This is a genomic window from Pseudomonas sp. S2_A02 (assembly GCF_054668495.1).
Genome location: NZ_CP162776.1, coordinates 4376940 through 4402424 on the forward strand (window position 1 = coordinate 4376940; position 25485 = coordinate 4402424).

General features: G+C 55.0%; 32 protein-coding genes. All 32 read left to right on the forward strand.

Annotation, left to right across the window (positions count from 1 at the left end; genetic code table 11):
* Window positions 1–183: 183 nt before the first annotated feature.
* The 32 genes from rpoB to rpsD all read left to right on the forward strand — a co-directional run bounded on the left by rpoB (window position 184) and on the right by rpsD (window position 25465).
* A complete protein-coding gene (gene rpoB, locus AB4O41_RS19965; RefSeq protein WP_237885331.1) occupies window positions 184–4257 on the forward strand; it encodes a DNA-directed RNA polymerase subunit beta in 4074 nt (1357 codons plus the stop codon).
* A gap of 64 nt (window positions 4258–4321) precedes the next feature.
* On the forward strand, window positions 4322–8521 hold the full coding sequence (rpoC, locus tag AB4O41_RS19970; RefSeq protein ID WP_008145492.1) for a DNA-directed RNA polymerase subunit beta': 4200 nt from the start codon (window positions 4322–4324) through the stop codon (window positions 8519–8521).
* Between the two features lie 216 nt (window positions 8522–8737).
* Complete coding sequence (gene rpsL / locus AB4O41_RS19975) at window positions 8738–9109, forward strand: 30S ribosomal protein S12 (RefSeq protein ID WP_002555494.1); 372 nt, start codon at window positions 8738–8740, stop codon at window positions 9107–9109.
* 118 nt (window positions 9110–9227) lie between these two features.
* Entirely contained in the window at window positions 9228–9698 is a 471-nt protein-coding gene (gene rpsG, locus AB4O41_RS19980; RefSeq protein ID WP_002555493.1) for a 30S ribosomal protein S7, read from the forward strand.
* Between the two features lie 30 nt (window positions 9699–9728).
* The gene (fusA, locus tag AB4O41_RS19985; RefSeq protein WP_038981309.1) at window positions 9729–11834 is read left to right on the forward strand and encodes an elongation factor G; all 2106 of its coding nucleotides are present in this window, start codon (window positions 9729–9731) and stop codon (window positions 11832–11834) included.
* A 31-nt stretch (window positions 11835–11865) separates the two neighbouring features.
* Complete coding sequence (gene tuf, locus AB4O41_RS19990) at window positions 11866–13059, forward strand: elongation factor Tu (protein WP_007896660.1); 1194 nt, start codon at window positions 11866–11868, stop codon at window positions 13057–13059.
* Window positions 13060–13216: 157 nt separating this feature from the next.
* On the forward strand, window positions 13217–13528 hold the full coding sequence (gene rpsJ / locus AB4O41_RS19995) for a 30S ribosomal protein S10 (RefSeq protein ID WP_003186070.1): 312 nt from the start codon (window positions 13217–13219) through the stop codon (window positions 13526–13528).
* 80 nt (window positions 13529–13608) lie between these two features.
* Window positions 13609–14244 carry a 50S ribosomal protein L3 gene (gene rplC / locus AB4O41_RS20000; protein WP_003186059.1) on the forward strand — a complete coding sequence of 212 codons (636 nt, stop codon included), beginning with the start codon at window positions 13609–13611 and terminating at the stop codon, window positions 14242–14244.
* Between the two features lie 12 nt (window positions 14245–14256).
* Window positions 14257–14859, forward strand: a complete 603-nt coding sequence (gene rplD, locus AB4O41_RS20005) for a 50S ribosomal protein L4 (RefSeq protein WP_007896707.1) — start codon at window positions 14257–14259, stop codon at window positions 14857–14859.
* Window positions 14856–15155, forward strand: coding sequence for a 50S ribosomal protein L23 (gene rplW / locus AB4O41_RS20010; RefSeq protein ID WP_002555488.1), 300 nt, complete (start codon window positions 14856–14858; stop codon window positions 15153–15155). The genes rplD and rplW overlap by 4 nt, the downstream gene beginning before the upstream one ends.
* Before the next feature lie 14 nt (window positions 15156–15169).
* Entirely contained in the window at window positions 15170–15994 is an 825-nt protein-coding gene (rplB, locus tag AB4O41_RS20015) for a 50S ribosomal protein L2 (protein WP_003176423.1), read from the forward strand.
* A gap of 16 nt (window positions 15995–16010) precedes the next feature.
* Window positions 16011–16286 (forward strand): 30S ribosomal protein S19, encoded by a 276-nt coding sequence (gene rpsS, locus AB4O41_RS20020; RefSeq protein ID WP_002555486.1) that lies wholly within the window; start codon window positions 16011–16013, stop codon window positions 16284–16286.
* Window positions 16287–16297: 11 nt separating this feature from the next.
* On the forward strand, window positions 16298–16630 hold the full coding sequence (gene rplV / locus AB4O41_RS20025; protein WP_003103908.1) for a 50S ribosomal protein L22: 333 nt from the start codon (window positions 16298–16300) through the stop codon (window positions 16628–16630).
* Window positions 16631–16643: 13 nt separating this feature from the next.
* Window positions 16644–17330, forward strand: a complete 687-nt coding sequence (rpsC, locus tag AB4O41_RS20030; protein ID WP_003176422.1) for a 30S ribosomal protein S3 — start codon at window positions 16644–16646, stop codon at window positions 17328–17330.
* Window positions 17331–17342: 12 nt separating this feature from the next.
* The gene (rplP, locus tag AB4O41_RS20035) at window positions 17343–17756 is read left to right on the forward strand and encodes a 50S ribosomal protein L16 (RefSeq protein ID WP_007896757.1); all 414 of its coding nucleotides are present in this window, start codon (window positions 17343–17345) and stop codon (window positions 17754–17756) included.
* The gene (gene rpmC, locus AB4O41_RS20040; RefSeq protein ID WP_008030901.1) at window positions 17756–17947 is read left to right on the forward strand and encodes a 50S ribosomal protein L29; all 192 of its coding nucleotides are present in this window, start codon (window positions 17756–17758) and stop codon (window positions 17945–17947) included. Before rplP ends, rpmC begins: the two co-directional genes overlap by 1 nt.
* Window positions 17948–17949: 2 nt before the next feature.
* On the forward strand, window positions 17950–18216 hold the full coding sequence (rpsQ, locus tag AB4O41_RS20045; RefSeq protein WP_003176419.1) for a 30S ribosomal protein S17: 267 nt from the start codon (window positions 17950–17952) through the stop codon (window positions 18214–18216).
* 23 nt (window positions 18217–18239) lie between these two features.
* The gene (rplN, locus tag AB4O41_RS20050; protein WP_002555479.1) at window positions 18240–18608 is read left to right on the forward strand and encodes a 50S ribosomal protein L14; all 369 of its coding nucleotides are present in this window, start codon (window positions 18240–18242) and stop codon (window positions 18606–18608) included.
* 11 nt (window positions 18609–18619) lie between these two features.
* On the forward strand, window positions 18620–18934 hold the full coding sequence (rplX, locus tag AB4O41_RS20055) for a 50S ribosomal protein L24 (RefSeq protein ID WP_003176416.1): 315 nt from the start codon (window positions 18620–18622) through the stop codon (window positions 18932–18934).
* A 20-nt stretch (window positions 18935–18954) separates the two neighbouring features.
* A complete protein-coding gene (gene rplE, locus AB4O41_RS20060) occupies window positions 18955–19494 on the forward strand; it encodes a 50S ribosomal protein L5 (RefSeq protein ID WP_003176415.1) in 540 nt (179 codons plus the stop codon).
* Window positions 19495–19507: 13 nt separating this feature from the next.
* Entirely contained in the window at window positions 19508–19813 is a 306-nt protein-coding gene (gene rpsN, locus AB4O41_RS20065; RefSeq protein WP_003176414.1) for a 30S ribosomal protein S14, read from the forward strand.
* A 209-nt stretch (window positions 19814–20022) separates the two neighbouring features.
* Entirely contained in the window at window positions 20023–20415 is a 393-nt protein-coding gene (gene rpsH / locus AB4O41_RS20070) for a 30S ribosomal protein S8 (RefSeq protein ID WP_003186040.1), read from the forward strand.
* A gap of 12 nt (window positions 20416–20427) precedes the next feature.
* Window positions 20428–20961, forward strand: coding sequence for a 50S ribosomal protein L6 (gene rplF / locus AB4O41_RS20075; protein ID WP_007896774.1), 534 nt, complete (start codon window positions 20428–20430; stop codon window positions 20959–20961).
* Between the two features lie 10 nt (window positions 20962–20971).
* Complete coding sequence (rplR, locus tag AB4O41_RS20080; protein WP_003186037.1) at window positions 20972–21322, forward strand: 50S ribosomal protein L18; 351 nt, start codon at window positions 20972–20974, stop codon at window positions 21320–21322.
* Window positions 21323–21325: 3 nt separating this feature from the next.
* Window positions 21326–21826: a 30S ribosomal protein S5 gene (rpsE, locus tag AB4O41_RS20085; protein WP_003186035.1), complete on the forward strand. Its 501-nt coding sequence runs from the start codon at window positions 21326–21328 to the stop codon at window positions 21824–21826.
* A gap of 2 nt (window positions 21827–21828) precedes the next feature.
* A complete protein-coding gene (gene rpmD / locus AB4O41_RS20090; RefSeq protein ID WP_003186033.1) occupies window positions 21829–22005 on the forward strand; it encodes a 50S ribosomal protein L30 in 177 nt (58 codons plus the stop codon).
* Between the two features lie 3 nt (window positions 22006–22008).
* Complete coding sequence (gene rplO, locus AB4O41_RS20095; RefSeq protein ID WP_007896782.1) at window positions 22009–22446, forward strand: 50S ribosomal protein L15; 438 nt, start codon at window positions 22009–22011, stop codon at window positions 22444–22446.
* Window positions 22447–23775: a preprotein translocase subunit SecY gene (gene secY, locus AB4O41_RS20100; RefSeq protein ID WP_003228718.1), complete on the forward strand. Its 1329-nt coding sequence runs from the start codon at window positions 22447–22449 to the stop codon at window positions 23773–23775.
* A gap of 27 nt (window positions 23776–23802) precedes the next feature.
* Entirely contained in the window at window positions 23803–23919 is a 117-nt protein-coding gene (gene rpmJ / locus AB4O41_RS20105) for a 50S ribosomal protein L36 (RefSeq protein ID WP_002555468.1), read from the forward strand.
* Window positions 23920–24049: 130 nt separating this feature from the next.
* Window positions 24050–24406, forward strand: a complete 357-nt coding sequence (gene rpsM, locus AB4O41_RS20110; RefSeq protein WP_003186020.1) for a 30S ribosomal protein S13 — start codon at window positions 24050–24052, stop codon at window positions 24404–24406.
* A 30-nt stretch (window positions 24407–24436) separates the two neighbouring features.
* The gene (gene rpsK / locus AB4O41_RS20115) at window positions 24437–24826 is read left to right on the forward strand and encodes a 30S ribosomal protein S11 (protein ID WP_002555466.1); all 390 of its coding nucleotides are present in this window, start codon (window positions 24437–24439) and stop codon (window positions 24824–24826) included.
* 18 nt (window positions 24827–24844) lie between these two features.
* Entirely contained in the window at window positions 24845–25465 is a 621-nt protein-coding gene (gene rpsD, locus AB4O41_RS20120; protein ID WP_003176404.1) for a 30S ribosomal protein S4, read from the forward strand.
* The last annotated feature ends 20 nt before the right edge of the window (window positions 25466–25485 follow it).

The following is a 25485-nucleotide window of genomic DNA, read 5'->3' on the forward strand; positions in this document are numbered from 1 at the left end:
AAGGCTGATGGCTGGTGGCTCTTGCCACCGGCCTTTTTCCGTTATTGGCAGCCGACTGGGTCGGTGCTGGTAACGAGCTGTAACCACCCGATGCGGTGGCGCAAACCATGGGGTTTGCACGATTTTCTGGCTGCTCCCGTCGGGAGGGGCCAAACAAGCAGGTGACCAAGCTGGGGAACGCTGATGGCTTACTCATATACTGAGAAAAAACGTATCCGCAAGGACTTTAGCAAGTTGCCGGACGTCATGGATGTGCCGTATCTCCTGGCAATCCAGCTGGATTCGTATCGTGAATTCTTGCAGGCGGGAGCGACTAAAGATCAGTTCCGCGACGTGGGCCTGCATGCGGCCTTCAAATCCGTTTTCCCGATCATCAGCTACTCCGGCAATGCTGCGCTGGAGTACGTCGGTTATCGCCTGGGCGAACCGGCATTTGATGTCAAAGAATGCGTATTGCGCGGTGTAACTTACGCCGTACCTTTGCGGGTAAAAGTGCGCCTGATCATTTTCGACAAAGAATCGTCGAACAAAGCGATCAAGGACATCAAAGAGCAAGAAGTCTACATGGGTGAAATCCCCCTGATGACTGAAAACGGTACCTTCGTAATCAACGGTACCGAGCGTGTAATCGTTTCCCAGCTGCACCGTTCCCCGGGCGTGTTCTTCGACCACGACCGTGGCAAGACGCACAGCTCCGGCAAACTGCTGTACTCCGCGCGCATCATTCCTTACCGCGGTTCGTGGCTGGACTTCGAGTTCGACCCGAAAGACTGCGTGTTCGTGCGTATCGACCGTCGTCGCAAGCTGCCTGCATCGGTACTGCTGCGCGCGCTGGGCTATACCACTGAAGAAGTGCTCGACGCGTTCTACACCACCAACGTTTTCCATCTGAGCGGCGAAACCCTCAGTCTGGAACTGATTGCTTCGCGTCTGCGTGGTGAAATTGCTGTTCTGGATATTCAGGACGAGAAGGGCAAGGTCATCGTTGAGGCTGGTCGCCGTATTACTGCGCGCCACATCAACCAGATCGAAAAAGCCGGTCTCAAGACCCTGGAAGTGCCTCTGGACTACGTCCTGGGTCGCACTACCGCCAAGGCCATCGTGCATCCGGCAACCGGCGAAATCCTGGCAGAGTGCAACACCGAGCTGAACACCGAGATCCTGGCAAAAATTGCCAAGGCCCAGGTTGTTCGCATCGAAACGCTGTACACCAACGATATCGACTGCGGTCCGTTCGTCTCCGACACTCTGAAGATCGACTCCACCAGCAACCAATTGGAAGCGCTGGTCGAGATCTATCGCATGATGCGTCCTGGCGAGCCGCCAACCAAAGACGCTGCCGAGACTCTGTTCAACAACCTGTTCTTCAGCCCTGAGCGCTATGACCTGTCTGCGGTCGGCCGGATGAAGTTCAACCGTCGTATCGGTCGTACCGAGATCGAAGGTTCGGGCGTGTTGTGCAAAGAAGACATCGTCGCGGTACTGAAGACTCTGGTCGACATCCGTAACGGTAAAGGCATCGTCGATGACATCGACCACCTGGGTAACCGTCGTGTTCGCTGTGTAGGCGAAATGGCTGAGAACCAGTTCCGCGTTGGCCTGGTACGTGTTGAGCGTGCGGTCAAAGAGCGTCTGTCGATGGCTGAAAGCGAAGGCTTGATGCCGCAAGACCTGATCAACGCCAAGCCAGTGGCTGCGGCGGTGAAAGAGTTCTTCGGTTCCAGCCAGCTTTCCCAGTTCATGGACCAGAACAACCCGCTGTCCGAGATCACCCACAAGCGTCGTGTCTCTGCACTCGGCCCTGGCGGTTTGACTCGTGAGCGTGCTGGCTTTGAAGTGCGTGACGTACACCCGACTCACTACGGTCGTGTATGCCCGATTGAAACGCCGGAAGGTCCGAACATCGGTCTGATCAACTCCCTGGCCGCCTATGCGCGCACCAACCAGTACGGCTTCCTCGAAAGCCCGTACCGTGTGGTGAAAGACGCTCTGGTCACCGACGAGATCGTATTCCTGTCCGCCATCGAAGAAGCTGATCACGTGATCGCTCAGGCTTCGGCCACGATGAACGACAAGAAAGTCCTGATCGACGAACTGGTAGCTGTTCGTCACTTGAACGAGTTCACCGTCAAGGCGCCGGAAGACGTCACCTTGATGGACGTATCGCCGAAGCAGGTAGTTTCGGTTGCAGCGTCGCTGATCCCGTTCCTCGAGCACGACGACGCCAACCGTGCGTTGATGGGTTCGAACATGCAGCGTCAAGCTGTACCAACCCTGCGCGCTGACAAGCCGCTGGTCGGTACCGGCATGGAGCGTAACGTAGCCCGTGACTCCGGCGTTTGCGTCGTGGCTCGTCGTGGCGGCGTGATCGACTCCGTCGACGCCAGCCGTATTGTGGTTCGTGTTGCTGATGATGAAGTTGAAACCGGTGAAGCTGGTGTCGACATCTACAACCTGACCAAGTACACCCGCTCCAACCAGAACACCTGCATCAACCAGCGTCCGCTGGTGAGCAAGGGTGATCGGGTTCAGCGCAGCGACATCATGGCCGACGGCCCGTCCACCGACATGGGTGAACTGGCTCTGGGTCAGAACATGCGCATCGCGTTCATGGCATGGAACGGCTTCAACTTCGAAGACTCCATCTGCCTGTCCGAGCGTGTTGTTCAGGAAGACCGTTTCACCACGATCCACATTCAGGAACTGACCTGTGTGGCACGTGACACCAAGCTTGGGCCAGAGGAAATCACTGCAGACATCCCGAACGTGGGTGAAGCTGCACTGAACAAGCTGGACGAAGCCGGTATCGTTTACGTAGGTGCTGAAGTTGGCGCAGGCGACATTCTGGTCGGTAAGGTCACTCCGAAAGGCGAGACTCAACTGACTCCAGAAGAGAAGCTGTTGCGTGCGATCTTCGGTGAAAAAGCCAGCGACGTTAAAGACACCTCCCTGCGTGTGCCTACCGGCACCAAGGGTACTGTCATCGACGTACAGGTCTTCACTCGCGACGGCGTTGAGCGTGATGCTCGTGCACTGTCGATCGAGAAGACTCAACTCGACGAGATCCGCAAGGATCTGAACGAAGAGTTCCGTATCGTTGAAGGCGCCACTTTCGAACGTCTGCGTTCCGCTCTGGTCGGCCACAAAGCCGAAGGCGGCGCCGGTCTGAAGAAAGGTCAGGACATCACCGACGAAATTCTCGACGGTCTTGAGCATGGTCAGTGGTTCAAACTGCGCATGGCTGAAGATGCTCTGAACGAGCAGCTCGAGAAGGCTCAGGCCTACATCGTTGATCGCCGCCGTCTGCTGGACGACAAGTTCGAAGACAAGAAGCGCAAACTGCAGCAGGGCGATGACCTGGCTCCAGGCGTGCTGAAAATCGTCAAGGTTTACCTGGCAATCCGTCGTCGCATCCAGCCGGGCGACAAGATGGCCGGTCGTCACGGTAACAAAGGTGTGGTCTCCGTGATCATGCCGGTTGAAGACATGCCGCACGATGCCAATGGCACCCCGGTCGACGTCGTCCTCAACCCGTTGGGCGTACCTTCGCGTATGAACGTTGGTCAGATCCTTGAAACCCACCTGGGCCTCGCGGCCAAAGGTCTGGGCGAGAAGATCAACCGGATGGTCGAAGAGCAGCGTAAAGTTGCTGAACTTCGCACCTTCCTGGACGAGATCTACAACCAGATCGGCGGTCGTAACGAAGATCTGGATAGCTTCTCCGACCAGGAAATCCTGGATCTGGCGAAGAACCTGCGTGGCGGCGTACCAATGGCCACTCCAGTGTTCGACGGCGCCAAGGAAAGCGAAATCAAGGCCATGCTGAAACTGGCAGACCTGCCAGAAAGCGGCCAGATGCAGCTGACCGACGGCCGTACCGGCAACAAGTTCGAGCGCCCGGTTACTGTTGGCTACATGTACATGCTGAAGCTGAACCACTTGGTAGACGACAAGATGCACGCTCGTTCTACCGGTTCGTACAGCCTGGTTACCCAGCAGCCGCTGGGTGGTAAGGCACAGTTCGGTGGTCAGCGTTTCGGGGAGATGGAGGTCTGGGCACTGGAAGCATACGGTGCTGCTTACACTCTGCAAGAAATGCTCACAGTGAAGTCGGACGATGTGAACGGTCGGACCAAGATGTACAAAAACATCGTGGACGGCGATCACCGTATGGAGCCGGGCATGCCCGAGTCCTTCAACGTGTTGATCAAAGAAATTCGTTCCCTCGGCATCGATATCGATCTGGAAACCGAATAACACGTGACGCGAATCGAGAGCGGGGCAGGATTGCCCGCTCTCTGCTCCGCCAGGAGGAAAGGCCTTGAAAGACCTACTGAATTTGCTGAAAAACCAGGGTCAAGTCGAAGAGTTCGACGCCATCCGTATTGGATTGGCATCGCCTGAGATGATCCGTTCGTGGTCGTTCGGTGAAGTTAAAAAGCCGGAAACCATCAACTACCGTACGTTCAAACCTGAGCGTGACGGCCTGTTCTGCGCCAAGATCTTTGGCCCGGTAAAGGATTACGAGTGCCTGTGCGGTAAGTACAAGCGCTTGAAGCACCGTGGTGTGATCTGCGAGAAGTGCGGCGTTGAAGTCGCGCTGGCAAAAGTTCGTCGTGAGCGCATGGCGCACATCGAACTGGCCTCGCCGGTTGCCCACATCTGGTTCCTGAAATCGCTGCCGTCGCGTATCGGCTTGCTGATGGACATGACCCTGCGTGATATCGAACGCGTTCTCTACTTCGAGAGCTATGTCGTTATCGATCCAGGCATGACCACCCTTGAAAAAGGTCAGCTGCTCAACGACGAGCAGTACTTCGAAGCGCTGGAAGAGTTCGGCGACGATTTCGATGCCCGCATGGGTGCCGAGGCTGTCCGTGAACTGCTGCACGCTATCGACCTGGAACACGAGATTGGCCGCCTGCGTGAAGAAATTCCGCAAACCAACTCCGAAACCAAGATCAAGAAGCTGTCCAAGCGTCTGAAGTTGATGGAAGCCTTCCAGGGTTCCGGCAACCTTCCAGAATGGATGGTGCTGACCGTTCTGCCGGTTCTGCCGCCAGATCTGCGTCCACTGGTCCCGCTGGATGGCGGTCGCTTCGCGACTTCCGACCTCAACGATCTGTATCGTCGAGTGATCAACCGTAACAACCGCTTGAAGCGCCTGCTTGATCTGTCCGCTCCGGACATCATCGTGCGCAACGAAAAGCGTATGTTGCAGGAAGCTGTCGACGCACTGCTCGATAACGGTCGTCGTGGCCGCGCTATCACCGGTTCCAACAAGCGTCCTCTGAAATCCCTGGCTGACATGATCAAGGGTAAACAAGGTCGTTTCCGTCAGAACTTGCTCGGTAAGCGTGTTGACTACTCCGGTCGTTCGGTAATTACCGTAGGTCCGACCCTGCGTCTGCACCAGTGCGGTCTGCCGAAGAAAATGGCTCTCGAGCTGTTCAAGCCGTTCATTTTCGGCAAGCTGGAAATGCGTGGTCTCGCTACCACCATCAAAGCTGCCAAGAAGATGGTCGAGCGCGAGCTGCCAGAGGTTTGGGACGTTCTCGCTGAAGTGATTCGCGAACACCCGGTTCTCCTCAACCGTGCACCGACCCTTCACCGTCTGGGTATCCAGGCGTTTGAACCGGTACTGATCGAAGGTAAGGCTATCCAGCTGCACCCTCTGGTCTGTGCTGCGTACAACGCCGACTTCGACGGCGACCAAATGGCCGTGCACGTACCGCTGACACTGGAAGCCCAGTTGGAAGCGCGTGCGTTGATGATGTCGACCAACAACATTCTGTCGCCAGCCAACGGTGAGCCAATCATCGTTCCGTCGCAGGACGTTGTATTGGGTCTGTACTACATGACTCGTGAAGCGATCAACGCCAAGGGCGAAGGTCGTGTGTTCGCGGATCTGCAAGAAGTTGACCGTGTGTTCCGTGCCGGCGAAGCCGCACTGCACGCCAAGGTCAAAGTGCGGATCAACGAAACCGTCAACGATCGTGATGGTGGCAGCGTCAAGAACACCCGTATTGTCGACACCACTGTCGGCCGTGCGCTGTTGTTCCAGGTTGTTCCGCCTGGCCTGTCGTACGACGTCGTCAACCAGCCGATGAAGAAAAAGGCGATCTCCAAACTGATCAACCAGTGCTACCGCGTGGTTGGTTTGAAAGAGACCGTGATCTTCGCTGACCAGTTGATGTACACCGGTTTTGCTTATTCGACCATCTCCGGCGTTTCCATCGGTGTTAACGACTTCGTTATCCCGGATGAAAAAGCCCGCATCATCAATGCTGCTACTGATGAAGTGAAAGAGATCGAAAGTCAGTACGCCTCCGGCCTGGTAACCCAGGGCGAGAAGTACAACAAAGTGATCGACCTTTGGTCCAAGGCGAACGACGAAGTTTCCAAGGCGATGATGGCCAACCTCTCGAAAGAGAAAGTCATCGACCGTCATGGCGTCGAAGTCGACCAAGAGTCTTTCAACTCGATGTACATGATGGCCGACTCGGGTGCACGGGGTTCTGCTGCGCAGATCCGTCAGCTCGCCGGTATGCGTGGCCTGATGGCCAAGCCGGACGGTTCCATCATCGAAACGCCGATTACTGCGAACTTCCGTGAAGGTTTGAGCGTACTTCAGTACTTCATCTCCACTCACGGTGCTCGTAAAGGTTTGGCGGATACCGCGTTGAAAACTGCGAACTCCGGTTACCTGACTCGTCGTCTGGTAGACGTGGCGCAGGATCTGGTAGTGACCGAGATCGATTGCGGCACCGAGCATGGCCTGGTAATGACTCCGCACATTGAAGGCGGTGACGTTGTTGAGCCGCTGGGTGAGCGCGTATTGGGTCGTGTCATTGCCCGTGATGTGTTCAAGCCAGGTACCGAGGAAATCATCGTTCCTGCTGGCACCCTGGTAGACGAGAAGTGGGTCGAGTTCATCGAGCTGAACAGCATCGACGAAGTGATCGTGCGTTCGCCGATCAGCTGCGAAACCCGCTATGGCATTTGCGCCAAGTGCTACGGCCGTGACTTGGCGCGTGGTCACCAGGTGAACATCGGTGAAGCGGTCGGCGTTATCGCTGCCCAGTCCATCGGTGAGCCGGGTACCCAGCTGACCATGCGTACGTTCCACATCGGTGGTGCGGCAAGCCGGACCTCCGCAGCCGACAGCGTTCAGGTGAAGAATGGCGGTACCGTCCGTCTGCACAACCTGAAGCACGTTGAGCGAGTGGATGGTTGCCTGGTTGCTGTGTCCCGTTCCGGTGAGCTGGCAATCGCTGATGACTTCGGTCGTGAGCGCGAGCGTTACAAGCTGCCGTACGGTGCTGTGATTTCGGTTAAAGAAGGTGACAAGGTCGACGCTGGCGCAATCGTGGCCAAGTGGGATCCGCACACTCACCCAATCGTTACCGAAATGAAAGGTACCGTGACCTACGTGGGCATGGAAGAAGGCATCACGATCAAGCGTCAGACTGACGAATTGACCGGTATGACCAACATTGAAGTACTCGACGCCAAAGACCGTCCAGCTGCCGGTAAAGATATCCGTCCTGCTGTGAAGATGGTTGATGACAACGGCAAGGATCTCTTGCTGCCGGGTACTGATGTAATTGCTCAGTACTTCCTGCCTGCTAACGCCCTGGTTGGTGTAGCGGATGGTGCGAAGATTGCGATCGGTGATGTTATCGCTCGTATCCCGCAAGAGACTTCGAAGACCCGTGACATCACCGGTGGTCTGCCACGTGTTGCCGACTTGTTCGAAGCGCGTCGTCCGAAAGAAGCCTCGATCCTGGCTGAAGTCAGCGGCACCATCGCGTTCGGTAAAGAGACCAAAGGCAAGCGCCGTCTGGTCATCACTCCGAACGACGGCACCGATCCGTACGAAGAGCTGATTCCGAAGTGGCGTCACCTGAACGTCTTCGAAGGCGAACAGGTAAACCGCGGCGAAGTTATCTCCGACGGCCCGAGCGATCCACACGACATCCTGCGTCTGCTGGGTGTGAGTGCGCTGGCCAAGTACATCGTGAACGAGATCCAGGACGTTTACCGTCTGCAAGGCGTGAAGATCAACGATAAGCACATCGAGACCATCCTGCGTCAGATGCTGCGTAAAGTTGAAATCGCTGAATCCGGCGACTCGACTTTCATCAAGGGCGACCAGATGGAGTTGACTCACGTTCTGGTAGAGAACGAGCGTCTGGCTGGCGACGAGAAATTCGTTTCCAAGTTCACCCGCGTACTGCTGGGTATCACCAAGGCGTCGTTGTCCACCGAATCGTTCATCTCGGCGGCTTCCTTCCAGGAAACCACCCGTGTACTGACCGAAGCGGCGGTAACCGGCAAGCGCGATTACCTGCGCGGCCTGAAAGAAAACGTGGTCGTGGGTCGTCTGATCCCGGCCGGTACCGGTCTGGCTTATCACAGCGAGCGCAAGCGCCGCCGTGATGCTGACAAACCGTTGCGCGTAAGCGCCAGTGAAGTGGAAGCGGCACTGACCGAAGCGCTGAACTCGAGCGGTAACTGAGTTCTGCGATAAATGAGCGTAAGGCCCTGGCCGTTCCGTTCATCGAATCGAGACAATTTGTCGAGGTTGGATGAGCGGGGAGGTCGGGGCCTTGCCTTGACTGGGGGCAAGATCCTCTTTAGACTCTTGTACCCCTAAATTTGGCGGGAATTCGTTCCTGCCATTTTGCTTTTCTTGCAAGACAATAGCGTCGCAAGACAACAGTGGAGCTAGTAGATGGCAACTATCAACCAGCTGGTACGTCAGCCGCGTAAGCGTATCGTCGAGAAATCCGACGTGCCTGCGCTGCAGAACTGCCCGCAACGTCGTGGCGTATGCACCCGTGTGTATACCACCACGCCGAAAAAACCTAACTCGGCACTGCGTAAAGTATGCCGTGTGCGTCTGACCAACGGTTTCGAGGTTTCCTCGTACATCGGCGGTGAAGGCCACAACCTGCAAGAGCACAGCGTGGTACTGATCCGCGGCGGTCGTGTAAAAGACTTGCCAGGTGTTCGTTACCACACCGTACGCGGTTCTTTGGATACTTCCGGCGTTAAAGGTCGTAACCAGGGTCGTTCGAAGTACGGTACCAAGAAGCCTAAGTAGTAGTGGCTTTTTGTAAAAACTGATTTTCTATTTTTCTGAGTCGATAAGAGTAAGGTCGGAGGCGTCCCGAAAGGGCACCGATTCCGAGCGAACCTGAAGACCGTTTGAGGGCTTATCCATGCCAAGAAGACGCGTAGCAGCCAAGCGCGAAGTGCTTGACGATCCAAAATACGGCAGCCAGATCCTGGCCAAGTTCATGAACCACGTAATGGAAAGCGGCAAGAAAGCCGTTGCCGAGCGTATCGTTTATGGCGCGCTGGAAAAGGTTAAAGAACGCAAGAACAGCGATCCCCTGGAAATCTTCGAGAAAGCTCTCGACGCCATCGCTCCGCTGGTCGAAGTGAAGTCGCGCCGTGTAGGCGGTGCTACTTACCAGGTTCCGGTCGAAGTTCGTCCGTCCCGTCGTAACGCTCTGGCAATGCGCTGGTTGGTAGACTTCGCCCGTAAGCGCGGCGAGAAGTCTATGGCTCTGCGTTTGGCTGGCGAACTGTTGGACGCTGCCGAAGGCAAAGGTGCTGCAGTTAAGAAGCGTGAAGACGTGCACCGTATGGCTGAAGCCAACAAGGCTTTCTCGCACTACCGCTTCTAATTTTAGCGTCACTAATTTTGCGAGGGCTTTATGGCTCGTACTACACCGATTAACCGCTACCGTAACATTGGTATCGTTGCTCACGTGGATGCTGGTAAAACCACCACCACCGAGCGCGTCCTTTTTTACACTGGCAAAAGTCACAAGATGGGCGAGGTGCATGACGGCGCCGCGACCACAGACTGGATGGTTCAGGAGCAGGAGCGTGGTATTACCATTACTTCTGCTGCCATTACCGCCTTCTGGCAGGGTTCCGAGAAGCAGCACAAGGACCAATACCGTTTCAACGTCATTGACACCCCGGGCCACGTTGACTTCACTATTGAAGTTGAGCGTTCCCTGCGTGTTCTCGATGGTGCGGTCGTTGTGTTCTGCGGCACCTCGGGTGTTGAGCCTCAGTCGGAAACCGTATGGCGTCAAGCCAACAAGTACGGCGTTCCACGTCTTGTTTACGTAAACAAGATGGACCGTGCTGGTGCCAACTTCCTGCGCGTGATCGGTCAGATCAAGCAGCGTTTGGGTCACACTCCGGTGCCAATCCAGTTGGCCATCGGTTCCGAAGACAACTTCCAGGGTCAGATCGATCTGATGGCCATGGAAGCTGTTTACTGGAATGACTCTGACAAAGGCATGGTTCCAGTTCGCAAGCCTATCCCTGCTGAGCTGCAGGAACTGGCTGACGAGTGGCGCGGCAACATGGTTGAGGCTGCGGCCGAAGCCAGCGAAGAGCTGATGAACAAGTACCTCGAAGGTGAAGAGCTCACCAACGCGGAAATCAAGGCCGCTCTGCGTCAGCGTACTATCGCTGGTGAGATCGTTCTGGCTGTTTGCGGTTCTTCCTTCAAGAACAAGGGTGTTCCCCTGGTTCTCGACGCCGTGATCGACTACCTGCCGGCTCCTACCGACATTCCTGCCATCAAGGGTACTGACCCGGATGACGAGACCAAGGAAATGGAGCGTCACGCAGACGACAGCGAGCCGTTCTCGGCTCTGGCGTTCAAAATTGCTACCGACCCATTCGTGGGTACCTTGACCTTCGTTCGAGTTTACTCGGGCGTGTTGGCCTCCGGCGACGGCGTGATCAACTCGGTTAAAGGCAAGAAAGAGCGCGTGGGTCGTATGGTGCAAATGCACGCAAACGCCCGTGAAGAAATCAAGGAAGTACGCGCTGGTGACATCGCGGCCTTGATCGGCATGAAGGACGTCACCACTGGTGAAACTTTGTGCAACGCTGACAAGCCAATTATCCTGGTTCGCATGGACTTCCCGGAGCCGGTTATTTCGGTTGCCGTAGAGCCTAAGACCAAGGACGACCAGGAAAAAATGGGTATCGCTCTGGGCAAGCTTGCTCAGGAAGATCCGTCTTTCCGCGTCAAGACTGATGAAGAGACTGGTCAAACGATCATCTCCGGCATGGGCGAGTTGCACCTGGACATCCTGGTTGACCGGATGCGCCGTGAGTTCAACGTCGAAGCCAACATCGGCAAGCCTCAGGTTTCCTATCGTGAGCGCATCACGAAGAACTGTGAAATCGAAGGTAAGTTCGTTCGTCAATCCGGCGGTCGTGGCCAGTTCGGTCATTGCTGGATTCGTTTTGCTCCTGCTGACGAAGGTCAGGAAGGTCTGCAATTCGTGAACGAAGTGGTAGGTGGTGTGGTTCCTAAGGAATACATCCCGGCTATCCAGAAGGGTATCGAAGAGCAGATGAAGAACGGCGTTGTTGCCGGCTATCCGCTGATCGGCCTGAAGGCTACCGTGTTCGATGGTTCCTACCACGACGTCGACTCCAACGAGATGGCGTTTAAGGTGGCTGCTTCCATGGCTACCAAGCAACTGGCCCAGAAGGGCGGTGGTGAGTTGCTTGAGCCGATCATGGCGGTAGAGGTTGTTACGCCTGAAGACTATATGGGTGACGTGATGGGCGACCTTAACCGTCGTCGCGGCATGATCCTGGGTATGGAAGACACGGTCTCCGGCAAAGTGATTCGCGCCGAGGTTCCGCTGGGTGAGATGTTCGGTTACGCAACCGACGTCCGTTCCATGTCCCAAGGTCGCGCAAGCTACTCTATGGAATTCAAAAAATACAATACGGCTCCGTCGCACATCGTCGAAACCGTTACCAAAAAACAAGGCTGATTCAGCCCCTTTAGGCTAGGAGTTAATTGTCGTGGCTAAAGAAAAATTTGACCGTACCCTCCCGCACGTCAACGTTGGCACCATCGGTCACGTCGACCACGGTAAAACCACGCTGACCGCTGCTCTGACTCGCGTCTGCTCCGAAGTTTTCGGTTCGGCCGTTGTTGCTTTCGACAAAATCGACAGCGCTCCGGAAGAAAAGGCTCGTGGTATCACCATCAACACCGCGCACGTTGAATACAACTCGCTGATCCGTCACTACGCTCACGTTGACTGCCCAGGTCACGCTGACTATGTGAAGAACATGATCACCGGTGCTGCTCAGATGGACGGCGCTATCCTGGTTTGCTCGGCCGCTGATGGTCCGATGCCACAAACCCGTGAGCACATCCTGCTGTCCCGTCAGGTTGGCGTTCCGTACATCGTTGTCTTCCTGAACAAGGCTGACATGGTTGACGACGCTGAGCTGCTGGAACTGGTTGAGATGGAAGTGCGCGATCTGCTGAGCACTTACGACTTCCCAGGTGACGACACTCCGATCATCATCGGTTCGGCTCTGATGGCTCTGAACGGCCAAGACGACAACGAAATGGGCACCACTGCCGTTCGTAAACTGGTTGAGACTCTGGACAGCTACATCCCAGATCCAGTCCGTGTTATCGACAAGCCGTTCCTGATGCCAATCGAAGACGTATTCTCGATCTCCGGTCGCGGTACTGTTGTAACTGGCCGTATCGAGCGCGGTATTGTCAAGGTTCAGGATCCACTGGAAATCGTTGGTCTGCGTGACACTACCGTCACCACCTGCACCGGTGTTGAAATGTTCCGTAAGCTGCTCGACGAAGGTCGTGCTGGCGAGAACTGCGGCGTTCTGCTGCGTGGTACCAAGCGTGACGACGTTGAGCGTGGCCAGGTTCTGGTTAAGCCGGGTTCGGTTAAGCCGCACACCAAGTTCGAAGCTGAAGTCTACGTTCTGAGCAAAGAAGAAGGCGGTCGTCACACTCCGTTCTTCAAAGGCTACCGTCCACAGTTCTACTTCCGTACTACTGACGTGACTGGTAACTGCGAACTGCCGGAAGGCGTTGAAATGGTAATGCCAGGCGACAACATCAAAATGGTTGTCACCCTGATCAAGACCATTGCAATGGAAGACGGTCTGCGTTTCGCTATCCGTGAAGGCGGTCGTACCGTCGGCGCTGGCGTCGTAGCCAAAATCATCGAGTAAGCTCTTTTTTGAGTTGGCTTCGATGAGTTGAAAAGGCCTCCGCTTAGCGGGGGCTTTTTTATTGGGTTGACACCTATATGGGGCGTCTATAGAATTGCGCCTCCTTTTAACGGGCGTATTGCGCTCGGTGGGAATAGCAGCCGGAGTCTGAAATCCAATGCAAAATCAGCAAATCCGTATCAGGTTGAAGGCTTTTGACCATCGCCTGATCGACCAATCCACCCAGGAAATCGTGGAAACCGCGAAACGTACTGGTGCTCAAGTGCGTGGTCCAATTCCACTGCCTACCCGTAAAGAGCGGTTCACCGTTCTGGTCTCCCCGCACGTCAACAAAGACGCGCGTGACCAGTACGAGATCCGTACTCATAAGCGCGTTCTGGACATCGTCCAGCCAACGGATAAAACCGTTGATGCACTTATGAAGCTTGATCTTGCGGCCGGTGTGGAAGTGCAGATCAGCCTCGGCTAAGACTCGGTCTTAGTCGTGTAACGCTCTGAAATGGGCGGCCATAGCGGGTGAAAGCCCCGTACACTCATGAGGTTTACAACATGACTATTGGTGTAGTCGGTCGTAAATGCGGTATGACCCGTATTTTCACCGAAGAAGGTGTCTCCATTCCGGTCACGGTCATTGAGATCGAGCCGAATCGCGTCACCCAGTTCAAAACTGAAGAGACCGATGGCTATCGTGCAGTGCAAGTCACTGTAGGCGAGCGTCGTGCTTCGCGTGTTACAGCTGCTCAGGCTGGCCACTTCGCTAAAGCGAACGTTGCCGCTGGTCGTACCGTAATGGAATTCCGTCTTGAAGAAGGCGAGTACCAGGCCGGCGATCTGATCAACGCTGAAATCTTCGCTGCTGGTCAACTGGTTGATGTAACCGGTCAGTCCAAAGGTAAAGGCTTCCAGGGTACGATCAAGCGTTGGAACTTCCGCGGGCAAGATAATACCCACGGTAACTCCGTGTCCCACCGCGTTCCAGGCTCTATCGGCCAGTGCCAGACTCCTGGTCGTGTATTCAAGGGCAAAAAAATGTCCGGTCATATGGGCGCTGAGCGCGTGACCGTGCAGTCCCTCGAAGTAGTGCGCGTGGACGCTGAACGCAATCTGTTGTTGGTCAAGGGTGCTGTTCCTGGCGCTACTGGCGGCAACTTGGTTGTACGTCCAGCAGCCAAGGCTCGCGGTTAAGGGGAAGCTGACATGCAATTAAATGTAAATGACGCTCAAGCGATCGAAGTTTCCGAACTGACATTTGGCGGCGAATTCAACGAGACGCTGGTTCACCAAGCAGTCGTGGCCTACATGGCCGGCGGCCGTCAAGGTAGCAAGCAGCAAAAGACCCGTTCCGACGTTCGTGGTGGCGGTAAGCGCCCATGGCGTCAGAAAGGTACTGGCCGTGCTCGTGCCGGTACTATCCGTAGCCCAATCTGGCGTGGCGGCGGTACCACTTTCGCAGCTCGTCCTCAGGATCACACCCAGAAGCTGAACAAGAAGATGTATCGCGCAGCAATGCGTTCCATCCTTGCTGAGCTGGTGCGTACTGATCGTCTGGTTGTGGTTCAGGACTTCGCTGTTGATGCACCGAAGACCAAAGATCTGCTGAACAAACTGACCGGCATGGGCCTGACTGACGTCTTGATCGTGTCTGAAGTGGTTGATCAGAACCTGTACCTGGCTGCTCGTAACCTGCCACACGTTGATGTACGTGACGTGCAAGGTTCCGATCCAGTTAGTCTGATCGCATACGACAAGGTGTTGATCACCGTGTCGGCCGTGAAGAAATTCGAGGAGCTGCTGGGATGAACCAGGAACGCGTATTTAAAGTTCTGCTTGGCCCGCACGTTTCCGAGAAGGCTACGGTTCTGGCTGACAAGAAAGGCCAGTTCGTTTTCAAGGTTGCAACTGACGCAACCAAGCTGGAAATCAAGAAGGCCGTCGAAAGCCTGTTCAGCGTGAAAGTAGAGCGTGTTACTACCCTGAATGTTCTGGGTAAGAGCAAGCGCACTGCTCGCGGTCTGGGCAAGCGTAATGACTGGAAGAAGGCAGTTATCTCCCTTCAGCCAGGCCAAGATCTCGATTTCAGCAGCAGTGCTGAGTAAGGAAGGGGTGCATCATGGCAATCGTTAAATGCAAACCGACTTCCCCTGGCCGCCGTTTTGTGGTCAAGGTGGTCAACCAGGAGCTGCATAAAGGCGCTCCTCACGCACCGCTGCTCGAGAAAAAATCGAAGACTGGTGGTCGTAACAACAATGGTCGTATTACCACTCGTCACATCGGTGGTGGCCATAAGCAGCATTATCGTCTGGTCGATTTCCGTCGCAACGACAAAGATGGCATCTCTGCCACTGTCGAGCGTATTGAATACGATCCAAACCGTACTGCTCACATCGCTCTGCTGCTGTACGCAGATGGCGAGCGTCGCTACATCATCGCCCCTAAAGGCGTGAGTGCTGGTGACCAGCTGATCGCAGGTGCTTTGGCGCCGATCAAGCCGGGCAACGCTCTGCAACTGCGTAACATTCCAGTTGGTAGCACCGTACACGGCATCGAATTGAAGCCAGGTAAAGGCGCGCAAATCGCTCGTTCCGCTGGTGCTTCGGCTCAGCTGATCGCTCGTGAAGGTGTCTACGTGACCCTGCGTCTGCGTTCTGGTGAGATGCGTAAAGTGCTGGCTGAATGCCGCGCGACCTTGGGTGAAGTCTCGAACTCCGAGCACAGCCTGCGTTCGCTGGGTAAAGCTGGTGCCAAACGCTGGCGTGGCGTTCGCCCAACCGTTCGTGGTGTTGCCATGAACCCGGTTGACCACCCACATGGTGGTGGTGAAGGTCGTACCTCTGGTGGTCGTCATCCGGTATCGCCATGGGGCTTCCCGACTAAGGGCGCGAAGACTCGTGGTAATAAGCGTACCGACAAAATGATCGTCCGTCGTCGCAAGTAAATAGAGGGATACGACAGTGCCACGTTCTCTGAAAAAAGGTCCTTTTATCGATCTTCACCTACTGAAGAAGATCGAAGTGGCGGCGGAAAAGAATGATCGCAAACCGGTGAAAACCTGGTCGCGTCGTTCGATGATCCTGCCACAAATGGTCGGTTTGACCATCGCAGTACACAACGGTCGTCAACACGTCCCAGTTCTCGTTAACGAAGACATGGTCGGCCACAAACTGGGCGAGTTCGCCGGTACCCGCACTTATCGTGGGCACGTGGCAGACAAGAAAGCCAAGCGTTAAGGGGTTAGGAAATGGAAGTAGCCGCTAAGTTGTCGGGCGCTCGAATCTCCGCCCAGAAAGCCCGCTTGGTCGCCGACCAGATCCGCGGGAAGAAGGTGGGCGAAGCGCTCAACTTGTTGGCTTTCAGCAGTAAGAAAGCCGCCGAGATCATGAAGAAAGTGCTGGAGTCGGCCGTAGCCAACGCCGAGCATAACGAAGGCGCAGACGTTGATGACCTTAAAGTCAGCACCGTTTTCGTCAACGAAGGGCGTTCGCTGAAGCGCATCATGCCACGTGCCAAAGGCCGTGCTGATCGCATCGTCAAGCGGTCTTGCCATATCACTGTCAAGGTTGCTGACAAGTAACGGAGTCGAAGAGATGGGTCAGAAAGTACATCCCATTGGCATTCGCCTGGGAATCGTCAAGGAGCACACCTCCGTCTGGTACGCAGACGGTCGGACTTATGCGGACTATTTGTTCGCTGATCTGAAGGTGCGTGAGTATCTCCAAGACAAACTAAAAAGCGCGTCCGTAAGCCGTATCGATATCCATCGTCCGGCTCAGACTGCACGTATCACCATCCACACCGCTCGTCCAGGTATCGTTATCGGGAAGAAAGGTGAAGATGTTGAGAAACTGCGTCAGGACCTGACCAAGCAAATGGGTGTGCCTGTGCACATCAATATCGAAGAGATCCGTAAGCCGGAGCTCGACGGTATGCTGGTTGCGCAGAGCGTAGCTCAGCAGCTGGAGCGTCGCGTAATGTTCCGTCGCGCTATGAAGCGCGCTGTTCAGAACGCCATGCGCATTGGTGCCAAAGGCATCAAAATCCAAGTGAGCGGTCGTCTCGGCGGTGCTGAAATCGCACGTACTGAATGGTATCGCGAAGGTCGTGTGCCACTGCACACCCTGCGTGCCGACATCGACTATGCCAACTACGAAGCTCACACCACTTACGGTGTGATCGGTGTAAAGGTTTGGATCTTCAAAGGCGAAGTAATTGGTGGTCGCCAAGAAGAACTGAAACCACAAGCACCAGCGCCTCGTAAAAAAGCTGCTAAGTAAGGGGTACGCCAAATGTTGCAACCAAAGCGTACGAAGTTCCGCAAGCAGATGACAGGCCACAACCGTGGTCTGGCTCAGCGCGGTAGCAAAGTCAGCTTCGGCGAGTTCGCGCTGAAGTCTGTAGCTCGTGGTCGTCTCACCGCTCGTCAGATCGAGTCAGCGCGTCGTGCTCTGACCCGTCACGTTAAACGTGGCGGCAAGATCTGGATCCGTGTATTCCCGGACAAGCCTATTTCCAAAAAGCCACTCGAAGTTCGGATGGGTAAAGGTAAGGGTAGTGTGGAGTACTGGGTTGCCCAGATTCAGCCAGGCAAAGTCCTGTATGAAATCGAGGGTGTTTCTGAAGAGCTGGCGCGTGAGGCTTTTGCCCTGGCTGCTGCAAAGCTGCCGCTCGCCACCGCCTTTGTTAAACGGACGGTGATGTGATGAAAGCGAACGAACTTCGTGAAAAAGACGCGCCGCAGCTTAACGAGCAACTGCTCGGCCTGCTGCGCGACCAGTTCAATCTGCGTATGCAGAAAGCAACTGGCCAGTTGGGGCAGTCTCACCTGCTCCGGCAAGTTAAGCGTGACATCGCTCGCGTGAAGACTGTGCTCAAACAGCAGGCAGGTAAGTAATCATGGCTGAAGCCGAAAAAACCGTCCGTACGCTGACTGGCCGTGTTGTCAGCGACAAAATGGACAAGACCATCACCGTTCTGATCGAGCGTCGCGTAAAGCACCCGATCTACGGTAAATACGTTAAGCGTTCGACTAAGCTGCACGCGCACGACGAAACCAATCAGTGCCACATCGGCGACAAAGTCACTATTCGTGAAACTCGTCCTTTGGCCAAGACCAAGTCTTGGGCGCTGGTTGATGTTCTCGAACGCGCTGTGGAAGTCTAAGGACTAGGGGTCGGAGAAATTATATGATTCAGACTCAATCCATGCTCGATGTGGCCGATAACAGCGGCGCACGCCGCGTTATGTGCATCAAGGTGCTGGGTGGCTCCCATCGTCGTTACGCTGGTATCGGTGACATCATCAAAGTTACCGTGAAGGAAGCAATTCCTCGCGGTAAAGTGAAAAAAGGCCAAGTGATGACTGCTGTTGTAGTCCGCACTCGTCACGGCGTACGTCGTGCTGATGGCTCCATTATCCGCTTTGATGGCAACGCTGCTGTTCTTCTGAACAACAAGCAAGAGCCGATCGGCACCCGTATCTTTGGGCCAGTGACCCGTGAACTTCGTACTGAGAAGTTCATGAAGATCGTCTCGCTCGCCCCAGAAGTGCTGTAAGGAGATCCGACATGCAAAAGATTCGTCGTGACGACGAGATCATCGTGATCGCCGGCAAAGACAAAGGTAAGCGCGGTAAGGTGCTTAAGGTTCTCGCTAATAACCGTCTGGTTATTGGTGGTCTGAACCTGGTTAAGCGTCATACCAAGCCTAACCCGATGTCGGGCGTACAAGGCGGTATCGTCGAAAAAGAAGCTCCACTGGACGCTTCTAACGTCGCCATTTTCAACGGCGAAACCAACAAGGCTGACCGCGTTGGTTTCAAAGTAGAAGACGGCAAGAAAATTCGTGTCTTCAAGTCGACCCAAAAAGCGGTTGATGCTTGAACACTGCTAGGTAGAAGACCATGGCACGACTAAAAGAGATTTACTGGAAGGAAATCGCACCGAAGCTTAAGGAAGAACTTAAGCTTTCGAACGTGATGGAAGTTCCACGCGTTACAAAAATCACCCTGAACATGGGTCTGGGCGAAGCGGTCGGTGACAAAAAAGTCATCGAGCACGCTGTTGCCGACCTGGAAAAGATCACCGGCCAGAAAGTCGTTGTGACCTACGCTCGGAAATCCATCGCTGGCTTTAAAGTCCGTGAAGGTTGGCCGATCGGCGTCAAAGTGACCCTGCGCCGTGAGCGTATGTACGAGTTCCTGGATCGTCTGCTGTCGATCTCCCTGCCTCGGGTTCGCGACTTCCGCGGCCTGAATGCCAAGTCCTTCGATGGTCGTGGTAACTACAGCATGGGCGTTAAAGAGCAGATCATCTTCCCGGAAATCGACTACGACAAGATCGATGCTCTCCGCGGTCTGGACATTACCCTGACCACCACTGCCAAGAACGATGATGAAGGTCGCGCCCTGTTGCGTGCTTTCAAATTCCCGTTCCGCAACTGATTGGAGTAGGAAAATGGCCAAGATGAGCATGAAAAACCGCGAGCTGAAACGTCAGCTCACGGTTGCCAAGTACGCCAAAAAGCGTGCAGCACTGAAAGCTATCATCGTTGATCTGAACGCAAGTCCAGAAGCACGTTGGGAAGCTACAGTAGCTCTGCAGAAGCAGCCACGTGACGCAAGCGCTTCGCGCATGCGTAACCGCTGCCGCCTGACCGGTCGTCCACACGGCGTTTACCGCAAGTTCGGCCTTGGCCGTAACAAGCTGCGTGAAGCTGCTATGCGTGGTGACGTACCTGGTCTGGTTAAAGCCAGCTGGTAAGCACTATCAAAGTCTCGGTGTTCGGGATCGCAAGATCCTGACCATCGGTGACCTTGAACTTGAATCAAGCCCCTTTTGGGGCTTGATTCATTTGTGGGGTGTGTCTAGAATACCCGGCTCGCCTGAGCCCGTGCTTTTTTCGCATGGATGAGCTCGGCGACACGTAGTAGCCGCAAGGCTAATTTTTTTGTATTAGGAGCGTCTAGCCCATGAGTATGCAGGACCCGTTAGCGGACATGCTAACTCGAATCCGTAATGCCCAGATGGCTGAAAAGTCCGTCGTAAGCATGCCATCTTCTACTTTGAAGGTAGCTGTTGCCAAAGTCCTGAAGGACGAAGGTTACATTGCGGGTTATCAGATCAGCAGCGAAATCAAACCACTGCTGTCCATCGAGCTGAAGTACTTCGAAGGCCGTCCGGTCATCGAAGAAGTGAAGCGCGTTAGCCGTCCAGGCCTGCGTCAGTACAAGTCCGTCGATGATCTGCCAAAAGTTCGTGGCGGTCTCGGTGTGTCTATCGTCTCCACCAACAAAGGTGTGATGACGGATCGTGCTGCGCGCGCTGCCGGTGTCGGCGGCGAAGTTCTTTGCACTGTGTTCTAAGGGGGGATAAGCATGTCACGCGTCGCTAAGAACCCCGTTAAGCTGCCAGCCGGTGTCGAAGTCAAATTCGCAGGCCAACAGCTTTCGGTGAAGGGTGCCAAGGGCACTCTCGAACTGAACATCCATTCGTCCGTTGAGATCGTTGAAGAGGCTGGTGAGCTGCGTTTCGCTGCTCGCAATGGCGATCAACAAACTCGCGCAATGGCTGGTACCACTCGTGCGTTGGTAAACAACATGGTCCAAGGCGTAAGCCAAGGCTTCGAGCGCAAGCTCCAGCTGGTCGGTGTTGGTTACAAAGCGCAAGCAAAAGGCACAGTGCTGAACCTGGCTCTTGGCTTCTCGCACCCAGTGGATTATGAACTGCCGGAAGGCATCACCGCTGAGACTCCTAGCCAAACCGACATCCTGATTCGGGGTATCGATAAGCAGCTGGTAGGTCAAGTGGCCGCCGAGATCCGCGACTTCCGTCCACCAGAGCCGTACAAAGGCAAAGGTGTGCGCTACGCGGACGAAGTCGTCCGTCGTAAAGAAGCCAAGAAGAAGTAGGGCATAGCAAATGACCGACAAAAAAGTTACTCGACTGCGTCGCGCTCGCAAAGCACGCCTGAAAATGCACGAACTCGAAGTCGTGCGTCTCTGCGTGTTCCGCTCGTCGCAGCACATCTACGCCCAGGTCATTTCGGCCGACGGCAACAAAGTCCTGGCAAGTGCCTCGACTTTGGATAAAGAACTGCGTGATGGCGCCACTGGCAACATCGACGCGGCCACTAAGGTTGGCCAGCTGGTCGCTACGCGTGCTAAAGCCGCTGGCGTCTCGCAGGTGGCTTTCGACCGCTCTGGCTTCAAGTACCACGGCCGCGTCAAGGCGCTGGCTGATGCTGCTCGTGAAGCTGGGCTGGAGTTCTAAGTTATGTCAAATAACGACCAAAAGCGCGACGAAGGCTACATCGAGAAGCTGGTTCAAGTTAACCGCGTAGCCAAAACCGTTAAAGGCGGCCGTATCTTCACTTTCACCGCGTTGACCGTGGTTGGTGATGGTAAAGGGCGTGTTGGCTTCGGCCGTGGCAAGTCGCGTGAAGTGCCTGCTGCGATCCAGAAGGCAATGGAAGCTGCTCGCCGCAACATGATCCAAGTTGATCTGAACGGCACCACTCTGCAGTACGCAATGAAGTCCGCCCATGGCGCTTCGAAGGTGTACATGCAGCCTGCTTCTGAAGGTACCGGTATCATCGCTGGCGGCGCTATGCGTGCTGTCCTCGAAGTTGCTGGCGTTCAGAACGTTCTGGCCAAGTGCTACGGCTCGACTAACCCGGTAAACGTGGTTCACGCCACTTTCAAAGGTTTGAAGGCTATGCAGTCTCCTGAATCCATTGCCGCCAAGCGTGGCAAAAGCGTCAAGGAGATCTTCTGATCATGGCTACCGTCAAAGTTACGCTGATCAAAAGCATGACCGGCCGCATCCCTAACCACAAACTGTGTGTTAAGGGTCTGGGTCTGCGTCGCATCGGTCACACTGTAGAAGTACTTGATACTCCCGAGAATCGCGGGATGATCAACAAGGCTTACTACATGCTGCGTGTCGAGGGTTAATCGATGAAACTCAATGATCTGAGTCCAGCGCCGGGTTCCCGTCGCGAAAAGCATCGTCCGGGCCGTGGTATCGGTAGTGGTTTGGGTAAGACCGGTGGCCGTGGCCACAAAGGTCAGTCCTCCCGCTCCGGTGGCACCATTGCTCCAGGCTTTGAAGGCGGTCAACAGCCGCTGCATCGTCGCCTGCCGAAGTTCGGTTTCGTTTCCCTGAAAGCCATGGATCGCGCAGAAGTGCGTTTGTCCGAGCTGGCTAAAGTGGAAGGCGACATCGTCACCGTGCAGTCCCTGAAAGATGCCAACGTGATCAACGTCAACGTACAGCGTGTGAAAATCATGCTGTCCGGCGAAGTTACTCGCGCTGTTACCATCGGAAAGGGAATCGGCGCCACCAAAGGTGCGCGTGCGGCTATCGAAGCAGCTGGCGGCAAGTTCGAGGAATAAATGGCTAAGCAAGGTGCTCTCTCTGCGCTCGGCAAAGGCGGTATGTCTGAACTCTGGGCTCGTCTGCGTTTTCTATTCTTGGCGATTATCGTCTACCGAATAGGCGCACACATCCCGGTTCCAGGTATCAACCCGGACCGACTCGCGGACCTGTTTCGACAGAATGAGGGGACCATTCTTAGCTTGTTCAACATGTTTTCCGGCGGCGCGCTGGAACGGATGAGCATCTTTGCGTTGGGGATCATGCCGTACATTTCGGCATCGATCATCATGCAACTGATGACCGCCGTCAGTCCGCAGCTGGAGCAGTTGAAGAAGGAAGGTGAAGCTGGCCGTCGCAAGATCAGCCAGTACACCCGCTACGGCACTGTCGTCCTCGCTCTCGTTCAGGCTATTGGCATGTCCATTGGTCTGGCGGGGCAGGGCGTTGCGTTCACTGGTGACTTTGGCTTCCATTTCGTCGCGGTATCCACTTTTGTGGCTGGTGCGATGTTCATGATGTGGCTGGGTGAGCAGATTACTGAGCGTGGTGTTGGCAACGGTATCTCGATGTTGATTTTTTCGGGTATCGTCGCCGGTCTTCCGAGAGCGATCGGGCAGTCTTTCGAGTCTGCGCGTCAGGGTGATATCAACATCTTCGCCCTGGTTGCCATCGGTTTGCTGGCAGTAGCGATTATCGGTTTCGTGGTGTTCATTGAGCGTGGTCAGCGGCGTATTGCTGTTCACTACGCCAAGCGTCAGCAGGGCCGTAAGGTCTTCGCTGCGCAGACCAGCCACTTGCCGCTGAAGGTGAACATGGCCGGTGTTATTCCGGCTATTTTCGCGAGCAGCATTTTGCTGTTCCCGGCTTCGTTGGGTGCCTGGTTCGGTCAGTCTGAAGGTATGGGCTGGTTGCAGGACATCTCGCAGTCGATCGCTCCTGGTCAGCCGTTGAATATTCTGCTGTTTAGTGCAGGGATTATTTTCTTCTGCTTCTTCTATACGGCGTTGATGTTCAATCCGAAAGACGTAGCGGAAAACCTGAAGAAGTCCGGTGCCTTTATTCCGGGCATCCGTCCAGGTGAGCAGTCTGCGCGCTACATTGATGGCGTTCTGACTCGCTTGACCATGTTCGGTGCTCTTTACATGACGGCCGTCTGCCTGTTGCCCCAGTTCCTGGTGGTTGCAGCAAACGTACCGTTCTACCTTGGCGGGACCTCGTTGCTGATCGTGGTCGTGGTTGTGATGGACTTCATGTCTCAAGTACAATCGCACCTCGTTTCGCACCAGTACGAATCCCTGATGAAGAAAGCCAACCTGAAGGGTTACGGCAGCGGCATGTTGCGCTGAGTACCCATAAGGTTCGAGGAGTTGGTGATGAAAGTTCGTGCATCGGTGAAAAAGCTGTGCCGTAACTGCAAGATTATTCGCCGCGAAGGTGTTGTTCGAGTAATTTGCAGCGCGGAACCGCGTCACAAACAGCGCCAAGGCTGAGTGTGATTGTGCTTCAAGCCCGGCAGCTAGTGCGCTGCCGGGTTGATTATTTGTTATTACAGCGATATTATCTCGCGCCCTATTTCTTGGCTTCCGGGGCGTAGGTAGCTGTCAATTGGAGTCCCACTGAATGGCCCGTATTGCAGGCGTTAACATTCCAGATAACAAGCATACTGTTATCTCGCTGACCTACATCTATGGTGTTGGTCGCACTACTGCACAGAAGATTTGTGCAGTGACTGGGGTAAACCCAGCCGCAAAGATCAAAGATCTGAGCGACGAGCAGATTGAACAGCTGCGTGGCGAAGTGGCGAAGTTCACCACTGAAGGTGACCTGCGTCGCGAAATCAACATGAAAATCAAGCGTTTGATGGACCTCGGTTGCTATCGCGGTCTGCGTCATCGTCGTGGTCTTCCAGTGCGCGGTCAGCGTACCAAGACTAACGCGCGTACCCGTAAAGGTCCGCGTAAGCCGATCCGCAAGTAATCGCCCCAGCGAATCGACAGGAAATTAATCATGGCTAAACCTGCTGCTCGTCCTCGTAAAAAAGTTAAAAAGACAGTGGTTGATGGCATCGCCCACATCCATGCATCTTTTAACAACACAATCGTGACCATCACCGACCGTCAAGGCAACGCTCTTTCCTGGGCTACCTCCGGTGGTTCGGGTTTCCGCGGTTCCCGCAAGTCCACCCCGTTTGCTGCTCAAGTAGCTGCTGAACGTGCTGGTCAAGCTGCGCTGGAATACGGCCTGAAAAACCTCGACGTTAACGTCAAAGGTCCAGGCCCAGGTCGTGAATCTGCAGTCCGCGCTTTGAACGGCTGTGGCTACAAGATCGCCAGCATCACCGACGTGACGCCAATCCCGCACAACGGGTGCCGTCCGCCGAAGAAGCGCCGCGTGTAATCCAGGAGATTGTAAAGAATGGCTCGTTACATTGGTCCAAAATGCAAACTCGCTCGTCGCGAAGGCACCGATCTCTTTCTGAAGAGCGGCGTGCGCGCGATCGAATCGAAGTGCAACATCGAAGCAGCACCTGGTATCCACGGCCAACGCCGCGGTCGCCAGTCCGATTACGGCACCCAACTGCGTGAAAAGCAGAAGGTCCGTCGTATCTACGGCGTTCTCGAGCGTCAATTCAGCGGCTACTACAAAGAAGCTGCTGGCAAGAAAGGCGCAACTGGCGAAAACCTGTTGCAGCTGCTCGAATGCCGTCTGGACAACGTTGTATACCGTATGGGTTTTGGCTCTACTCGTGCCGAATCCCGTCAGCTGGTATCGCACAAGTCGATCAGCGTTAACGGTCAGACCGTAAACGTTCCGTCTTACCAGGTTCGTGCTGGTGACGTGGTCGCAGTTCGCGAGAAAGCAAAGAACCAACTTCGCATTGTCCAAGCTCTCGATCTGTGTGCCCAACGTGGCCGCGTAGAATGGGTAGAAGTAGACACTGAGAAGAAGTCGGGCGTTTTCAAGAACGTTCCAGCTCGCAGTGATCTGTCCGCCGACATCAACGAAAGCCTGATTGTCGAGCTCTACTCCAAGTAAGGGCTAGAAAATAGGTGCAT

What these genes read in the sequence shown, in the direction of transcription:
- rpoB (WP_237885331.1), top strand. Translation starts at nt 184, where the DNA reads ATGGCTTACTCATATACTGAGAAAAAACGTATCCGCAAGGACTTTAGC.
- rpsL (WP_002555494.1), top strand. Translation starts at nt 8,738, where the DNA reads ATGGCAACTATCAACCAGCTGGTACGTCAGCCGCGTAAGCGTATCGTC.
- rpsG (WP_002555493.1), top strand. Translation starts at nt 9,228, where the DNA reads ATGCCAAGAAGACGCGTAGCAGCCAAGCGCGAAGTGCTTGACGATCCA.
- fusA (WP_038981309.1), top strand. Translation starts at nt 9,729, where the DNA reads ATGGCTCGTACTACACCGATTAACCGCTACCGTAACATTGGTATCGTT.
- rpsJ (WP_003186070.1), top strand. Translation starts at nt 13,217, where the DNA reads ATGCAAAATCAGCAAATCCGTATCAGGTTGAAGGCTTTTGACCATCGC.
- rplC (WP_003186059.1), top strand. Translation starts at nt 13,609, where the DNA reads ATGACTATTGGTGTAGTCGGTCGTAAATGCGGTATGACCCGTATTTTC.
- rplD (WP_007896707.1), top strand. Translation starts at nt 14,257, where the DNA reads ATGCAATTAAATGTAAATGACGCTCAAGCGATCGAAGTTTCCGAACTG.
- rplW (WP_002555488.1), top strand. Translation starts at nt 14,856, where the DNA reads ATGAACCAGGAACGCGTATTTAAAGTTCTGCTTGGCCCGCACGTTTCC.
- rplB (WP_003176423.1), top strand. Translation starts at nt 15,170, where the DNA reads ATGGCAATCGTTAAATGCAAACCGACTTCCCCTGGCCGCCGTTTTGTG.
- rplV (WP_003103908.1), top strand. Translation starts at nt 16,298, where the DNA reads ATGGAAGTAGCCGCTAAGTTGTCGGGCGCTCGAATCTCCGCCCAGAAA.
- rpsC (WP_003176422.1), top strand. Translation starts at nt 16,644, where the DNA reads ATGGGTCAGAAAGTACATCCCATTGGCATTCGCCTGGGAATCGTCAAG.
- rplP (WP_007896757.1), top strand. Translation starts at nt 17,343, where the DNA reads ATGTTGCAACCAAAGCGTACGAAGTTCCGCAAGCAGATGACAGGCCAC.
- rpmC (WP_008030901.1), top strand. Translation starts at nt 17,756, where the DNA reads ATGAAAGCGAACGAACTTCGTGAAAAAGACGCGCCGCAGCTTAACGAG.
- rpsQ (WP_003176419.1), top strand. Translation starts at nt 17,950, where the DNA reads ATGGCTGAAGCCGAAAAAACCGTCCGTACGCTGACTGGCCGTGTTGTC.
- rplN (WP_002555479.1), top strand. Translation starts at nt 18,240, where the DNA reads ATGATTCAGACTCAATCCATGCTCGATGTGGCCGATAACAGCGGCGCA.
- rplX (WP_003176416.1), top strand. Translation starts at nt 18,620, where the DNA reads ATGCAAAAGATTCGTCGTGACGACGAGATCATCGTGATCGCCGGCAAA.
- rplE (WP_003176415.1), top strand. Translation starts at nt 18,955, where the DNA reads ATGGCACGACTAAAAGAGATTTACTGGAAGGAAATCGCACCGAAGCTT.
- rpsN (WP_003176414.1), top strand. Translation starts at nt 19,508, where the DNA reads ATGGCCAAGATGAGCATGAAAAACCGCGAGCTGAAACGTCAGCTCACG.
- rpsH (WP_003186040.1), top strand. Translation starts at nt 20,023, where the DNA reads ATGAGTATGCAGGACCCGTTAGCGGACATGCTAACTCGAATCCGTAAT.
- rplF (WP_007896774.1), top strand. Translation starts at nt 20,428, where the DNA reads ATGTCACGCGTCGCTAAGAACCCCGTTAAGCTGCCAGCCGGTGTCGAA.
- rplR (WP_003186037.1), top strand. Translation starts at nt 20,972, where the DNA reads ATGACCGACAAAAAAGTTACTCGACTGCGTCGCGCTCGCAAAGCACGC.
- rpsE (WP_003186035.1), top strand. Translation starts at nt 21,326, where the DNA reads ATGTCAAATAACGACCAAAAGCGCGACGAAGGCTACATCGAGAAGCTG.
- rpmD (WP_003186033.1), top strand. Translation starts at nt 21,829, where the DNA reads ATGGCTACCGTCAAAGTTACGCTGATCAAAAGCATGACCGGCCGCATC.
- rplO (WP_007896782.1), top strand. Translation starts at nt 22,009, where the DNA reads ATGAAACTCAATGATCTGAGTCCAGCGCCGGGTTCCCGTCGCGAAAAG.
- secY (WP_003228718.1), top strand. Translation starts at nt 22,447, where the DNA reads ATGGCTAAGCAAGGTGCTCTCTCTGCGCTCGGCAAAGGCGGTATGTCT.
- rpmJ (WP_002555468.1), top strand. Translation starts at nt 23,803, where the DNA reads ATGAAAGTTCGTGCATCGGTGAAAAAGCTGTGCCGTAACTGCAAGATT.
- rpsM (WP_003186020.1), top strand. Translation starts at nt 24,050, where the DNA reads ATGGCCCGTATTGCAGGCGTTAACATTCCAGATAACAAGCATACTGTT.
- rpsK (WP_002555466.1), top strand. Translation starts at nt 24,437, where the DNA reads ATGGCTAAACCTGCTGCTCGTCCTCGTAAAAAAGTTAAAAAGACAGTG.
- rpsD (WP_003176404.1), top strand. Translation starts at nt 24,845, where the DNA reads ATGGCTCGTTACATTGGTCCAAAATGCAAACTCGCTCGTCGCGAAGGC.